12 protein-coding genes are annotated in these 15160 nt (G+C 39.9%); 6 read left to right on the top strand and 6 right to left on the bottom strand.

The window, feature by feature from the left end:
- A complete protein-coding gene (gene uvrA, locus ACN9MR_RS01060) occupies positions 1-2814 on the bottom strand; it encodes an excinuclease ABC subunit UvrA (protein ID WP_426327800.1) in 2814 nt (937 codons plus the stop codon).
- A 259-nt stretch (positions 2815-3073) separates the two neighbouring features.
- Between uvrA and ACN9MR_RS01055 the strand changes: the two genes are divergently transcribed.
- The 3 genes from ACN9MR_RS01055 to ACN9MR_RS01045 all read left to right on the top strand — a co-directional run bounded on the left by ACN9MR_RS01055 (position 3074) and on the right by ACN9MR_RS01045 (position 5659).
- The gene (locus ACN9MR_RS01055; RefSeq protein WP_057933765.1) at positions 3074-3658 is read left to right on the top strand and encodes an RNA polymerase sigma factor; all 585 of its coding nucleotides are present in this window, start codon (positions 3074-3076) and stop codon (positions 3656-3658) included.
- Between the two features lie 87 nt (positions 3659-3745).
- Positions 3746-3940: a hypothetical protein gene (locus tag ACN9MR_RS01050; RefSeq protein ID WP_029279590.1), complete on the top strand. Its 195-nt coding sequence runs from the start codon at positions 3746-3748 to the stop codon at positions 3938-3940.
- A gap of 534 nt (positions 3941-4474) precedes the next feature.
- A complete protein-coding gene (locus ACN9MR_RS01045) occupies positions 4475-5659 on the top strand; it encodes an MFS transporter (protein ID WP_426327798.1) in 1185 nt (394 codons plus the stop codon).
- A gap of 211 nt (positions 5660-5870) precedes the next feature.
- Here the strand turns inward: ACN9MR_RS01045 and ACN9MR_RS01040 are convergent, their stop codons facing one another.
- The 3 genes from ACN9MR_RS01040 to ACN9MR_RS01030 are packed head-to-tail and all read right to left on the bottom strand — an operon-like array spanning position 5871 to position 8619.
- Positions 5871-6449, bottom strand: coding sequence for a hypothetical protein (locus ACN9MR_RS01040; protein ID WP_426327796.1), 579 nt, complete (start codon positions 6447-6449; stop codon positions 5871-5873).
- A gap of 24 nt (positions 6450-6473) precedes the next feature.
- Positions 6474-7532: a fatty acid desaturase family protein gene (locus tag ACN9MR_RS01035; protein WP_426327794.1), complete on the bottom strand. Its 1059-nt coding sequence runs from the start codon at positions 7530-7532 to the stop codon at positions 6474-6476.
- Complete coding sequence (locus ACN9MR_RS01030; protein WP_426327792.1) at positions 7522-8619, bottom strand: fatty acid desaturase family protein; 1098 nt, start codon at positions 8617-8619, stop codon at positions 7522-7524. Before ACN9MR_RS01030 ends, ACN9MR_RS01035 begins: the two co-directional genes overlap by 11 nt.
- A 205-nt stretch (positions 8620-8824) precedes the next feature.
- Between ACN9MR_RS01030 and ACN9MR_RS01025 the strand changes: the two genes are divergently transcribed.
- Positions 8825-9784, top strand: a complete 960-nt coding sequence (locus tag ACN9MR_RS01025) for a hypothetical protein (protein ID WP_426327790.1) — start codon at positions 8825-8827, stop codon at positions 9782-9784.
- Between the two features lies 1 nt (position 9785).
- On the opposite strand, the gene ACN9MR_RS01020 is transcribed toward ACN9MR_RS01025, so the two are convergent.
- Positions 9786-12065, bottom strand: coding sequence for a multicopper oxidase domain-containing protein (locus ACN9MR_RS01020; RefSeq protein ID WP_426327788.1), 2280 nt, complete (start codon positions 12063-12065; stop codon positions 9786-9788).
- Positions 12066-12080: 15 nt separating this feature from the next.
- Positions 12081-12557, bottom strand: a complete 477-nt coding sequence (locus ACN9MR_RS01015; RefSeq protein WP_426327787.1) for a DUF3347 domain-containing protein — start codon at positions 12555-12557, stop codon at positions 12081-12083.
- Between the two features lie 750 nt (positions 12558-13307).
- Between ACN9MR_RS01015 and nth the strand changes: the two genes are divergently transcribed.
- Positions 13308-13973, top strand: coding sequence for an endonuclease III (nth, locus tag ACN9MR_RS01010; protein ID WP_057935219.1), 666 nt, complete (start codon positions 13308-13310; stop codon positions 13971-13973).
- A gap of 135 nt (positions 13974-14108) precedes the next feature.
- On the top strand, positions 14109-15122 hold the full coding sequence (recA, locus tag ACN9MR_RS01005; protein WP_057935221.1) for a recombinase RecA: 1014 nt from the start codon (positions 14109-14111) through the stop codon (positions 15120-15122).
- Positions 15123-15160 lie beyond the last annotated feature (38 nt).

The following is a 15160-nucleotide window of genomic DNA, read 5'->3' as shown; positions in this document are numbered from 1 at the left end:
TTATGGATTTAAATTTAAATGCGATGCCAAATATTTTCCGGTGTACGATTTTTCTACCTTGGCTAAATCTTCGGGTATACCTTCAAATACCACCTGACCGCCGCCATCACCCCCTTCAGGGCCAATATCGATTACCCAATCGGCACATTTGATCATGTCCATATTATGTTCGATCACCAAAATAGTATTACCCTGTTCAATCAAGGTATTCAGCGCTTTTAACAGTTTTTTAATATCATGGAAATGCAGACCGGTTGTTGGCTCATCAAAGATAAAAAGGGTTTTATTGGCATTATTTCCTTTAATCAAAAACGAAGCGAGTTTAATCCGCTGCGCCTCACCACCCGATAAGGTATTGGAAGATTGACCTAAATGTACATAGCCCAGGCCTACATCAACCAATGGGTTTAATTTATTGAGGATCTTTTGTTCATCCTTAAAAAATTCTACCGCCTCTTCAATGGTCATATCCAAAATTTCGGATACGTTTTTCTCTTTATAGGTTACATCTAAAACCTGCTGCTTAAAACGTTTACCGTTACAGGCTTCGCAAGGCAGGTAAATATCCGCCATAAACTGCATTTCGATCTTCACCTCTCCCTCACCCTGGCAAACATCGCAACGGCCACCTTCTACGTTGAAAGAGAAAGCAGCTGGTTTTAAGCCCGCAGCTTTTGCCGATGCCAGACCCGAAAACAGCGCACGGATATCATCCCAGGCTTTTACATAAGTAACCGGATTGGAACGGCTCGAACGGCCAATCGGGTTCTGATCAACCATTTCTACAGCGCTTACCAGATCGTAATTGCCAAAAATGCCATCATATGCTCCCGTTTGTTCACCAGCGTAGTTTCCAATTGCCTTTTGCAGTGCAGGGTATAAGATTTTTTTAACCAAACTGGTTTTACCCGATCCGGAAACACCACTTACTGCAGTAAAAACACCTAGCGGAAACTTCACATCAATATGCTGCAGATTGTTTTCCCTTGCCCCTTTAATCAGGATGTGATCTTTCCACTTACGGCGTTTATCCGGAATGGCAATTTTTTCTATTCCCGACAAGTAACGGCCTGTTAAACTATTTTTATCTTTTAAAATCTCCTCGTAATTACCACTGAAAACCAAATTACCACCATGGGTACCGGCCTCAGGACCGATATCGATAATGTAATCGGCAGCGCGCATCATTTCTTCTTCGTGCTCTACCACCAAAACGGTATTGCCTACATTACGGAGCGAGATCAACACTTCGATCAGTTTATTGGTATCACGCGGGTGCAAACCAATGCTCGGTTCGTCCAAAACGTAAATAGACCCCACCAAACTACTCCCCAATGAAGTTGCCAGGTTAATCCTTTGCGATTCTCCACCCGAAAGTGTATTCGATAAACGGTTTAAGGTAAGGTAACCTAAGCCCACATTATTTAAATAAAGGAAACGGTTATCAATCTCTGCCAATAAACGTTTGGCAATTTTGGTATCGTTGGCATTCAACTTCAGCTCGTTAAAGAAAACCAGCGCTTTTGCCAATGGCATCAGCACCACATCGATAATCGATTTTTCAGCAATCTTTACATAAGATGCATCCTTACGCAAACGCGAGCCTTTACAATCAGGACAGGTAGTTTTACCCCGGTAACGGGATAACATTACGCGGTACTGAATTTTGTAAGTCTGCTCTTCCAGTTCTTTGAAAAAAGCATCCAGGCCTGCAAAGTATTTATTTCCTGTCCAAAGCAAGCGTTGCTCTGTTTCTGTTAAGGCACTATAAGGTCGGTGAATCGGGAAATCGAATTTTGGTGCGGCTTTAATAAAATTCTGCAACCATACATTCATTTTTTCGCCACGCCAGGGGGCAATGGCATTATCGTAAATACTTTTGCTCTTATCAGGAATAACCAGGTCTTCATCTATGCCGATTACATTTCCATAACCTTCACAACGTTTACACGCACCATAAGGATTATTGAAAGAGAAAAAGTTTGGCGTAGGTTCTTCAAATTTTATTCCATCCAGTTCAAACCGATCGCTAAAATGTTTCGTTGTACCCTGGGCTTCCACATAACAATCGCCTTTACCTTCAAAAAAAGCAGTCTGTGCCGAATCGGCCAATCGGCTTAATGTTTCTTCTTCCTGGTTGGTTACAATACGGTCGATCAGGATCTGAACGGTTTTATCATCTGTAAGTTCTGCATCTTTAAAATCAGCATCATCTAAAACCGTTTCTATTTTTTCTATTTTATCGTTAATCAGAACACGTAAAAATCCTTTCTGTAATAAAATAGCCAGTTCTTCCTTAATCGTACGGTTATTGTGTGGGTATAGCGGACAAAAAATAGTAACTGTTGTATCCTCGGGCATGGCATTTACATAATCTACTACCGTACTTACCGAATCCTTTTTCACTTCTTTGCCCGAAACAGGTGAAATGGTTTTTCCTATACGCGAGAAAAGCAGTTTAAGGTAATCGTAAATTTCGGTCGAGGTACCAACGGTAGAACGTGGGTTGGAAGTAATAACCTTTTGTTCGATAGCAATTGCCGGAGCAATACCTTTAATATAATCAACATCGGGTTTATTCATCCGCCCCATAAACTGGCGGGCATAAGAAGATAAACTTTCTACATATCGGCGTTGCCCCTCTGCATATAAAGTATCAAATGCAAGCGAAGATTTCCCCGAACCAGACATACCTGTTACCACCACAAGTTTGTTTTTTGGAATGGCAACATCGATGTTTTTTAGGTTATGCACACGGGCACCTTTTATGATAATATTTTTATGCGGATCTTTTTCGGCCTCTTTTTTGCTCATGTATGATAACGAATATAAATGTATAACCCCAGAATGTTGTTAGGGTTTTAAGAACATACAAAAATAGGGTACTGAGACGGTTAATTTATTTTTTAACATTTTATTTTTTGTTTTTTGATAAAAAAATAACTTTCTTTGAACATTAACAACCTCAAAACCAAACTAACACATTCAAAAAACATAGGAGAGCAGCTATAGAAATTAAACATCTACAAATTAATTTTTAGCAAATAGTACGGGATTTAGTGTAGGTAAACCTATGAATTTACAATCATATAATGATCAGGACCTGGTAAAGGTATATATTACCGGGAACGAGAATGGATTGCAGGAACTTTTAAGAAGACATAAAAGTAAAATTTATACCTCTATCTACTTATTGGTTAAAGACCAATATCTGGCGGAGGATATTTTTCAGGATGCTTTTATAAAAGTAATTAATACCCTGCGGTCGGGAAGATATAACGAAGAAGGCAAGTTTTTGCCTTGGGTAATGCGTATTGCCCATAACTTGGTTATCGATTATTTCAGAAAAGAAAAGAGAACACCAATCATCACCAGTGCTGATGGAATGGATGTATTCAATATGCTACACTTTTATGACGAAAGTGCAGAAGATAAAATGCTTCGTGACCAGACCCATAAAGATTTGAAAGCAATGATCCATTTATTGCCTGATGAGCAGAAAGAAGTGCTCCTGATGCGCCATTACGCTGATTTAAGTTTTAAAGAGATAGCAGATTTAACCGATGTAAGCATCAATACAGCACTAGGCCGTATGCGTTATGCATTGAGTAATTTGCGTAAAATGCTTAAAACAAAGGAGATGACCTACAAAGGGTAGTAAAATTGTTACATAAAATTTTTTAGGGGTTGAAATAAAGCATCTGAACTATCGTTAAGTTTATAAAACTTATCACATTTTTTGCTTATGACAAAAACCTCTACATCAAAAACAAATGTAAATTTACCTACACCTAACATGTTTCAGCCTAGAACTGATATTGAATCTGACGCAGAAATCGACTTATTTTATGATCAAATCAAAGGTAAGTTAGATAGACTGGCTAAAAATCCTCAAGATGAAACCATCAACAAGATTTTAGCTTACAGCAGCGCAAAGTAGAAAATCTTTACATGAGCCAAAAAGCTTGTTCCACAGGGTGGGACAAGCTTTTTTATTTTATGCGTTCAATAGTTCATTTGCCATTGGTTCATTGGTAACTGCAAACCGGCTACCGGCTTATAATTGATGCCGCCTTGTTACCTACAACTACTTCCACGCATCGTTACCAACTGGCTATCATCCATTTGACTATATACTATTGACTACCCAATAATGAAACAATTTGCCCCCTATCCGTAGTGTTAAGCGCAGCGTCACTACGGATTATCATATCATGTTGAGTTTCCAGACTCAACTTTTAGTTATTAACCAGAAACGAGTTAAAGACTCTTTTCCATAACTCAATCCGTAGAGACCCTTCGGAACTCTACGGACAGCTCTAACACAGCTCTAACAATGACGGCCGCTCTACTGGAATCTGTCAATAGTAGTAGTAACTGCAGCTTCCATTCTCCATAAATGGCCTAATTTTTACAATCCCCTAAAACAAAAAGCCTTACCTTTGCATAGTGTAAATTTAACACTAAGTACGCTATGAACAAGAACTTGCTCCCACTCACTTTAGGCGGTTTAGGCATCGGGATAACAGAATTTGTTATGATGGGCCTGCTCCCCGACATCTCAAAAGATTTAGCAGTAACCATTCCGCAGGCAGGACATCTCATTTCTGCCTACGCTTTAGGTGTAGTAATCGGTGCACCTTTATTGATCATGATTGCCGGAAAATATCCGCCAAAAATGATATTGATTGCCTTGATGATCATGTTCACTGTATTTAATGCTTTCTCTGCGTTCGCCCCTACTTTTAATACCCTGTTTATTGCCCGGTTGCTTTCGGGTTTACCACACGGTGCATTTTTTGGTGTAGGATCGGTAGTAGCCAGCAGAATAGCCGAAAAAGGGAAAGCAGCACAGGCTGTATCGCTTATGTTTATGGGCCTAACCATCGCCAATATTATTGGGGTACCGCTGGGCACCTTTATTGGCCATAATTTCTCTTGGCGAATATCTTTCGCCGTTGTCGTATTTGTTGGCCTGGTTACTTTGCTAAGTTTAAAATTATGGCTACCGGCGCTAGAAGCAACCAAAAACCGCGATTTAAAAGCAGAACTCAGTTTCTTCAAAAAAAGAGAAGCATGGATCATCATTTTTATGATCTCGATCGGAACGGGTGGCTTATTTACCTGGTACAGTTATATCGCTCCTTTAATGACAGATGTTGCAGGCTTTTCGCCAAATGCAGTAACCTACATATTAATGCTGGCAGGTGTGGGCATGATGTTCGGCAATTATATTGGCGGCCGATTGGCGGATAAATTTTCACCTGCAAAAGCTTCCGCAGCCTTATTGCTCACCATGGTTGTTACCTTAACCATCGTTCACTTCGTATCCGCAAGTCAGCCATTGGCATTAATTATGACTTTTGTTACCGGCGCCGTATCTTTTGCATTGGCTGCTCCAATACAGATGTTAATGATCCAGAGTGCAAAAGGCTCCGAAATGCTGGCCGCATCTGCAAGTCAGGCGAGTTTTAATATCGGCAATGCTTTAGGCGCATTCTTCGGCGGGCTTCCACTGGTTTATGGCTTCGATTATACTTCGCCAGCCTATGTTGGTGCAGCTATGGCTTTGGTTGGTGCTTTTTTTGCCTTCTGGTTAATTAAAAGTAATCAGGGCGTAACTGAAGAAGTTAAAGTGCCAGTTACCTCTTTTCACTAATTCCTTTTTGTTTTGTTCGGAAAACAAAGGTTAGTGCAAGCAAAAATGATTAATCCTGCGGTACACTTATCCCGATAAAATATCGGGACCGTTCTCATCAGGTTTAAAATGAAAGGTCATGCCGTTAATTAAAAACCCAGTGCGCCATTTTTGAATGAGTGAATGAGAAAATCTAAATCATTCGCTCATTCGAAACTCAATCATTCAATAATCACTTCACTCTGTCTCTCAAACGCCCAAAGGTAGCACCCACCGAAAAGCCACAAAAGCTATTTGCGTTATTGAGATTTGCACTCATTCCAAGGGTTAACGCTGCAGCCCTCCCAACCAAAAAACTGGTCCTTACTTCTATCGGAATGCCAATAGTTCGGGTGGTAACAATTTCATAAACATCATGATCAAACAGGCAAAACATAGACTTACAGGTATTGTACAAAAATGCACCTCTTGATATCTGCTCCGTAAATGCCAGCCCTGCACCAAGCTTGATGTTGATATAGCGTTCGAAACTATAACTTTTGCCTACAATAATCCCAACATCAGAAATACTGGGATTAGGCTTATCTCCAAAAAGCTCGAATTCCGAAATACCCGATGATTTAAAAGCAATATAATTGGTTTTACGCTGCAAATAAAGATGAAGCTCACCGTAACCACCATCTTCAGTTCCTTTACCTCCGCTCAAACCTACACCATAGTAAAATTTATGATTTTGGTGTAAGGTATCCTGCTGTGCTGATGCATCTATAAACAGTAGCAAACAAAAACATATCAATAAATATTTCATCATGTTTAATTTAGATGAGCATCAGGACTATGCAGCAACCCCCATTCTTTTAAGCAGCTTTAAATGAGATTTTATCCCACCCAAATAACTGGTACAATTGGGGGTTATCCCATTCTCATTTAACATTTCGTATAATATTTTACTGATCTGCGGATAATACACATGATGGTAGTGCGGGAATAGATGATGGGCGATATGATTATTAAAACCACCCAAAATAAAGTTTGCCGTTTTACTAAAAGGATGCATATCGTTCGAGCTTTTTACCTGGTTCATCAGCCACGAAGCATTAATATAACCCTGCACATCTGCTTTCGGATACTGCGTTTCCTCAACATGGTGTGTCATAAAAAATGTAAACAGCAAAAACAGCGATTGGCTTAAATGCATCATCAAAAAACCAAATGCTACCACGTACCATTGCTGACCAGAAAAAAGTAAGGGTAGCACCAGCAATAAACCAATATAGATCGATTTTTGAAGCGCAAAAGACAAATAATATTTAAAGCCTTTTTTAACCGCAAAGCCATCATTACCAAAAAGAATCACAAAATCTTTAATAAAAATCCAGAACAGCGAATAGGTAGTATAAGCTAATGGTGCATACAGGTGTTGGTACGCATGAAACCAATAATATTTGCTATCCGGCACCACACGGATCAACTTCGATATTTTAAGGTCCGAATCATAGTCTTCTACATTTGGCGCGTAATGATGTGAATTAACATGGCGAAGTTTCCAGGCTTCGGCATGTGCACCAACCAATGTATAAATAGCCACAAAGCAGATATGGTTAAACCGCCTGCTTTTAAAAATGGTATTGTGCGAAAAATCGTGCGAGAAGTTAAAGGCAAAGAGCAATGCAATAAAACCATATACCATAAAACAGCCAATAAAACCAATTGGGTTAACCGTACGGTATAAAGCTAAATAGGCCAATAAGGTGAGCAAAAAATACACATGGAATTTAAGCGCTATTATCCGCATAAAAGCAGATTTATTAGCTACTACTTCTTGACTAACGCGTTTGTATATCGCTTTTAACAACTGACTATCAGCCGCTACATAAATATGTTTATCCTTCATATCTCATCGGCATTAAGTGTTCACTTTTGCCCATCATTTTCAAAAACCTGAAATGTGAGGCTAAAGATTCGCCGTACGACATTTCCATATAAGTAAGCTTGTGCTTTTTAGCCAACGCTTTAAAAACCGGAATAATGTCAGGGTAGTGTACATGGCAAACGTTCGGAAGCAGGTGGTGTACCGCATGGGCATTAAAGCCGCCAAGTGTCCAGTTAAGAAATTTACTTTCTGCATGATAATCTATAGAAGTAAGCAACTGCAGTTTGGGCCAGCTCATATTCAATTTATTATCTTTATCAGGCACAGGATGAGATACATAATCTGATAAATGTGCAACGCCTAATACCGCTACAAACAGCAGAGAAATAATAAAATGGTTCAGCAGGAAAGCCACCAGAACTACTGCCCAACCGAAGGGCAACAGGTAAATAGGCAAAACGATCATATATCCTATATACAAGAGTTTATATACCACCAGCTTTACCACTTCAATGCGGGGAATCTCTATTTTAATGGTACGGCTCGATAAATTGAACAACATCAGGGTTTCCCTAAAAAAGAACCAGTTAATCGAATAAAAGAGGTATAGAAATGGTGCATATATAAACTGATATCGATGGTACCCTTTTAAAGGCTGCGATTCGGTCATCCTAAACAGCGGATTGTTCAGCACATCAATATCACTACCTTCTATGTTGGTATATAAATGGTGCGATTCGTTGTGGTTCTTGCCCCACACATAGGCATTATTGCCCTGCAGGTTAAAACTCAACGAAAACAACAACCGGTTCCAGAACTTACTTTTAACCGCCACACCATGGGCGGCATCGTGCGAAACATTAAAAGCAGTTAACAAAACTGAAAGTCCCATCAGCAGGTAAAATGCATAGAACGCAAATACCGAATGACTGGTAATCATTAAGGCGTAAAACAGGATGTCCAAACCGAAGTAAAGGAAGATCTTGAAAAACATTTTTGTGTTTCCCGTCTTTTTCATCCCGGTATGGATAAAATATTGTTCTATCTGCTCGTTCAGTTCTTTGTAGAATTCAGAGCCTTCATCTTTTATAAATCTTAATTTGTTCATTATAGTGCGTTTTAATTCCTAATCAAATCTAAAACATCGAACAAACCACAATTAATCTTAAAGATTATAAACGAATAGATAATTATCTTTTAAAGAAAACATAAACCTCCTCCCCTGATTATAAATTATATTCCCTAATTTAACCTGAAGCAATAATCCAATTGATTATTAAAAAATCTTATATTCCCTTAAAAAATTAATCTTTATGGATAATCAACAAGCATTATTTTTTCAGGCCATCAGATCAGCCCTGCCCGAATACCAGAACCTGGCGCTGAGTGTAGCTGAAGAATTAGGAATAAGCACAAATGAGGCCTATAAGAAAATCAGGGGCGACAGCAACCTTACTTTCCAGCAAATCATCAAGCTTTCCGATTGTTTTGACGTCCCGTTTCTTTACAGCCCAAAACAATCGTTATCGGTTACTTTTAGTTACTTAAGTGTAAATGAAGATTTAGATATGATTGGCTATCTCCGAAATTTATTGGACAATATAAAAGCCATCAAAAACAGCAATAAGAAACACATCACCATTACAACCGACGATATTCCTTTATTTCATTTTTTCAAGTACCCCGAACTCACCAGTTTTAAACTCTTCTTCTGGGCAAATAGTGCCAATAACCTCGAAACGCCCTTTAGCTCTTCCTTCCTATCGGATGAAATTATTAAAATTTCGCAAGAGCTGCATGCCACTTATCTGGAAATACCAAGCACCGAAATATGGTCTAAAGATACTGTAACAGGCACACTCGAACAGATCAGGTATGCATTCGAAGCCGGGCACCTTACCGATACCGAGCTGGCCGTGAAAATTGTAGAGCAGGTAAGGTATTGCCTTACCGATATGAATATGTATGCCATTAGCAGCAAAAAAACCATCGACCCTAACCATACCTTTAACTGGTACAACTGCGATGTATTGGGAAGCATTGCTTACCTGGTCGATTTTAAAGACCGCATGGCCTGCTACAACAGGTTTAATACCTTTAATTATTTAAGAACCGAAGACCAGGCCTACTGCAAACAAACCAAACAATGGATGCAGGGCCTGATTATGAAATCGGTTTCTTTTAGCGGTCAGGGAGAAAAACACCGCAATAAATATCTGTATAATGCCTTTGCCGAATGCGACAAGTTGCTGAGGGAGATTACTAATGGTTAGATCAATAATTAAGTGTTAAACCAGCGCCGAACCCCATATCGCTATCATAGTGCGCAGAAATACCCATGTATTTAGTGGTAATAAATTTAAGTCCGCCCATAAATTCTTTATCACTGTTTACCATAAAGCTTGCCCTTAAACGTTTGGAAACCGGTATATCTTCCCGCATCAACTGCAAACGAACATTACCATCGTGGTACACTTCTGCCTGCGCTATTACCAACATGGGCAAGGTGTAGGCAAGCCCTACACTAAACATACTTCTTTTATCCTTTGTGCTTTTCTGGCCAAAAATATTGGTTTCGGGTTCACCAGTTTCCATTTTCCGGTAGCGCCAATCAAAACCCACAAAAGGCATTAGCCACTGCATCCGGTCTATATACCGGCCAATATGGGTTTCGGTTTCAAAGCCATGCATCTTATTGTAACCTAAGCGCCACTCAGCTCCAATACTCCAACGCGTATTTGCCAACATGGCCATGCCGTCGTTCCCGTTGCTGGCAAAATCGTTTTCGGCCATAAAATGAAACATCCTGTCGTCGGCAAAAAGTTTTCGCTGTGCCAATTTAGGGTTTGGGATTTCGGGGTTTAACGGTGAGTTTTCATAGCTGAAAATTTTACCCATCCCGCTCATCATGTGGTATAAAATATGGCAGTGAAAAAACCAATCGCCACTTTCTGAAGCGCTAAACTCAATAGTATCGCGCTCCATGGGCATGATATCGAGTACATTTTTTAAAGGGGCGTAATCGCCCTGGCCATTAATTACCCTAAAATCATGCCCGTGCAGGTGCATAGGGTGGCGCATCATACTGTTGTTATATAAAATGATCCGCAGGTTTTCGCCCTTTTTGATGAGGATTCTGTCTTCTTCAGAGATGGTTTTATTATCCAAAGTCCAAACATAACGGTTCATATTGCCCGTTAACTGAAACTCCATTTCACGGGTTGGGGCTTTAGGCAAAACCGTTTTTTCAGGCGAGCGCAGCATATTATAATTCAATGTTGTCATGGGGCCTTTTACGCCTTTACCGTTACCCATATCATGGCCCTTATGTGCATCAGCAACAACCGTATCAGTCCCGGCATCATCCAGTTCAGCATACATTACGGTATTCATATCCATTACCTGGTTCTGCATTTTCATGCCTTCCATCTGTACCAGATTACCGTTCATATCCATCATTTCGTTCATCATTTTCATGCCTTCGAAATACTTCAATTTGGGCAATTTTTGAGCAGATACTTTTTGTCCGCTACCCAGCCATAAAGAGGCATATTGGGTACGGTCTTCGGGCGTGAACAAAAACTCATAACTTTTATTTTCAGGAATGGTTACGATTACGTCATAGGTTTCGGAAACGGCAATAATCAGCCGGTCTACCTCTACCGGCGTTACATCGTTACCATCATTGGCCACTACCGTTATTTTACCACCCGCATAAGTGAGCCAAAAATAAGTAGATGCTCCTCCGTTAGCAATGCGCAACCTTACCTTGTCGCCTGCTTTGAGGTTGTTAGGTACCTGGTACTGATTTTTTCCATTCACTAAAAAAGCTTCGTAATATACGTCACTCACATCCATGGCGGTCATCCGTTTCAGTTCGTTGGTGAGTTTGGTTTTAAAGTGTCCGCCTTTTATGGCTTCGGCGTAACTTTGTGTAGTGCCTTTTTTTATCGCGAACCAATCATTGGCATTGTGTAACCGTCTGTCAACTTCGTGGGGCATCATATTTGTCCACTCACTTAAAACAACAGGTACTGTAGGTATAGCGGGCTCTTTCCTTTTATTTAAGATCATTGCGCCGTACATTCCAATCTGCTCCTGCAAACCCGAATGGCTATGGTACCAATGGGTACCGTTCTGTATAATAGGAAAACGGTAAACATGGGTTTTATTGGGTTCAATAGGCATTTGGGTCAAATAAGGAACCCCATCATATTGATTAGGGAGAAACAGCCCGTGCCAATGCAATGAGGTTGACTCTTTTAGCCTGTTGTGCACATGTATTTCTGCCGTATCGCCCTCGGTAAAGGTTAGTGTTGGCATGGGGATTTGCCCATTCACCGCAATGGCTCTTTTAGCTTTCCCGCCAAAAGTTACGGTTGTATCGGCAACATATAAATCATAGCGCACAACCCTTGGCGGCTTGTTGTTGCCTAAAGTTTTTACATCACTTGCTTTCTGGAGGTCAGCTGCTTTTACCTCGTTGTGCTGATGTTGGCCAAAAGCAAAACTACTGAGCAAAATACTAAGGCAACAAACTAAAATAAACTTCATTTTGTAGCGTGTGTTTTATTTAAGTACTTCGGCAACCTTGCCACAAGTTAACATTTTATTGCCGTAATATGGATTTTTTATCGCCTCGCCTTCGCTTAACCAATAGCTTTTCTTCATCGGACAATAAGCATAATAAACAGGCTTATCGTTAAGTTTTACCGCTTTTACCAAGGCATAAAAATCGGTTGATAAAGAAGTAAAATGATCTCTTTGGTGTTCGATATCTTTACTCTCGGCAATGTGCTCGGCATCAAATAATATTTTATCGCGTAATACTTTCGAAGCGTTGGTTTTTTCGTTGGCTTTTATCGCATTAATTAATGCAGTAGCCTTGGTGCCAGCAACGCTTGCATTGCTGCCAATTAAGGCATCTTTAACTTCGTAATAAGCCTGTAAAGGGTTAACTGCTGCTGCTTTTTCCTGTGCTGTTACACTGCCGGCCATAATTAGTACAATAACCTGGATCGTACATAATTTAAATAAGGTTTTCATTGTGTGTTTAAATTTTAAACAAAACTAGCGGTATGGCCTTTCCGGATGTTACACATTTACCGAAAATGTTTACATAATTATGTGTTTCATGATCGGATCAAAGGCTGGCATTAAGCCATTAACAATTAAATGGATTAAAACAATTATAAAGGTATTTCTACACTAGCAGTTACTTACCATATCTTTTTTTTGTTTTTGGAAACGGACGTCCGGTAATTCTTCGGGAGCAGCAGTCCCGTTATCCGCTTTATCCCGATAGAAACCTGTGAAACAAGCAAGCATACCAAAGTTAACATAAACGGGTGCTTAAATCGGGATGCACGCTCCTACCGGGTTTATTTAACAAAGGTTACTGCAAAAACGGCGAAACTCTTTAGTAATATCTCACGCTCATCCAATATCTATCTGATCGGGTTTAGAAACTAGGGATTATGCAGCCTGCAAACCCTAAAAATGAAATACTGTATTGCCCACCTAGCCCTGGTTGCAGCGTTACCCTGCAGCAACGAGGCACGAGGCAGCGAAGCGTAAAAGCGGAAAACAGGAAAAAACCTTAATCTTAGCAGCAAATTGCGCTCCTAATCCTGAACTGATTAATGTCTTTACCTTACCCGTCAAATCTGGTCAGGGCTGAAAGGTTCCTATATAATTCAAAGCGACAAATTACAGTTTATCTTCTGGTTCTTCCGTTCTACATGCTCTTCTTCCAATTTAGCAGTTACATTTTCCATCTTTAACCTATATTTGCACATGCTTAAAAAAGAACGCTACAAACTTTTTGTAGAACATTTTTCGGCCAAGCAGCCTGATGCAGAAACCGAGTTACATTATAATAATCCTTATCAGCTTTTAGTGGCGGTAATCCTTTCTGCACAGTGCACCGATAAAAGGGTAAATATGGTAACCCCTGCGCTTTTTCAACGCTTCCCTAATGCTAAAGCGCTGGCCGAAGCTACTCCCGATATTGTTTTCGACTATATCAGAAGCATCAGCTACCCCAACAATAAGGCGAAACACCTGGTGGGTATGGCCAATATGCTGCTTAACGAATTTAACGATGTGGTGCCATCAGGCATAGACGACTTACAGAAAATGCCGGGTGTTGGCCGCAAAACCGCCAATGTAATTGCCTCGGTAATTTACAATGCACCGGCCATGGCGGTTGATACCCACGTTTTCCGTGTGGCCAACCGTTTGGGTTTAACCAATGGTAAAACCCCCTTGGCAGTTGAAAAAGATTTAGTTAAAAACCTTCCCGAACACGATATCCACATTGCACACCACTGGCTTATTCTGCACGGACGTTACGTTTGCGTAGCCAGAAGCCCCAAATGTGATGTTTGCGAAATTACCTACATGTGCAGGTACTTCGAACGTTTAACCGCACAAAACGAAAGGGATAAATTAAAAGCTTAAAAAATTATTTTTACTTTACTATTGACATTAGCTAAAAAACATTTACCTTAGCTAAATATATTAGCATTATAAATATCAACATTTAAGCATATTAGCCGATAAACGATTATATTTACGCAATCAATGAAAAAAGAAATGAGCACTGCAAATCCAGATAAATTAAAAGCCCTACAACTTACTTTAGATAAGCTAGAGAAATCATACGGTAAAGGTACCATCATGAAACTTGGCGATTCTGCCATCGAACCGATAGATTTTATTTCTACAGGATCAATCAGTTTAGATATTGCTTTAGGTATCGGCGGTATTCCAAAAGGCCGTGTAATTGAAATCTATGGTCCGGAATCTTCTGGTAAAACAACTTTAGCTACACATATTATTGCCGAAGCACAGAAAAAAGGTGGTATTGCTGCTTTTATTGATGCAGAGCATGCCTTTGATCAGTTTTATGCGAAAAAACTGGGTGTAGATACCGATAACCTTTTAATCTCTCAACCCGATAATGGCGAGCAGGCATTAGAAATTGCCGATAACTTAATCCGTTCGGGTGCTATTGATGTAATTGTAATCGACTCTGTTGCCGCTTTGGTTCCTAAAAGTGAAATTGAAGGTGAAATGGGCGACAGTAAAATGGGTTTACATGCACGTTTAATGAGTCAGGCACTACGTAAATTAACCGGAACAATTTCGAAAACCGGATGTTGCTGTATTTTCATTAACCAGTTACGTGATAAAATTGGAGTAATGTTCGGCAACCCAGAAACCACAACCGGTGGTAATGCATTGAAATTTTATGCATCGGTACGTTTAGATATCCGTCGTATTTCGCAGATCAAAGATTCTGACGAAGTTTCCGGTAACCGTGTGAAAGTAAAAATTGTTAAAAATAAAGTGGCGCCGCCTTTCCGTATTGCAGAATTTGATGTGATGTTCGGCGAAGGTATTTCTAAAAACGGTGAGATTATCGACTTAGGTGTTGATTTTGGCATCATCAAGAAAGCAGGATCATGGTTCTCTTACGGAGATACCAAACTTGGCCAGGGTAGAGATGCCGTAAAACAATTGTTGAGCGACAACCCTGAATTGGCAGAAGAATTAGAAATTAAAATCAAAGCTGAAGTAACCGGCGATAAACTGGCTGAGAAATAGAAATCACCATATATTCATTTACAAAAAGAGGCTGTATC

This window comes from Pedobacter sp. R-06 (assembly GCF_049913135.1).
GTDB lineage: Bacteria > Bacteroidota > Bacteroidia > Sphingobacteriales > Sphingobacteriaceae > Pedobacter.
This window is presented reverse-complemented; position numbering and strand designations above follow the sequence as displayed.

Bases quoted from the DNA above. Each gene is read 5' to 3' on its own strand.
- uvrA (WP_426327800.1), bottom strand. From the start codon at position 2,814: ATGAGCAAAAAAGAGGCCGAAAAAGATCCGCATAAAAATATTATCATA.
- ACN9MR_RS01055 (WP_057933765.1), top strand. From the start codon at position 3,074: ATGAATTTACAATCATATAATGATCAGGACCTGGTAAAGGTATATATT.
- ACN9MR_RS01050 (WP_029279590.1), top strand. From the start codon at position 3,746: ATGACAAAAACCTCTACATCAAAAACAAATGTAAATTTACCTACACCT.
- ACN9MR_RS01045 (WP_426327798.1), top strand. From the start codon at position 4,475: ATGAACAAGAACTTGCTCCCACTCACTTTAGGCGGTTTAGGCATCGGG.
- ACN9MR_RS01040 (WP_426327796.1), bottom strand. From the start codon at position 6,449: ATGATGAAATATTTATTGATATGTTTTTGTTTGCTACTGTTTATAGAT.
- ACN9MR_RS01035 (WP_426327794.1), bottom strand. From the start codon at position 7,532: ATGAAGGATAAACATATTTATGTAGCGGCTGATAGTCAGTTGTTAAAA.
- ACN9MR_RS01030 (WP_426327792.1), bottom strand. From the start codon at position 8,619: ATGAACAAATTAAGATTTATAAAAGATGAAGGCTCTGAATTCTACAAA.
- ACN9MR_RS01025 (WP_426327790.1), top strand. From the start codon at position 8,825: ATGGATAATCAACAAGCATTATTTTTTCAGGCCATCAGATCAGCCCTG.
- ACN9MR_RS01020 (WP_426327788.1), bottom strand. From the start codon at position 12,065: ATGAAGTTTATTTTAGTTTGTTGCCTTAGTATTTTGCTCAGTAGTTTT.
- ACN9MR_RS01015 (WP_426327787.1), bottom strand. From the start codon at position 12,557: ATGAAAACCTTATTTAAATTATGTACGATCCAGGTTATTGTACTAATT.
- nth (WP_057935219.1), top strand. From the start codon at position 13,308: ATGCTTAAAAAAGAACGCTACAAACTTTTTGTAGAACATTTTTCGGCC.
- recA (WP_057935221.1), top strand. From the start codon at position 14,109: ATGAGCACTGCAAATCCAGATAAATTAAAAGCCCTACAACTTACTTTA.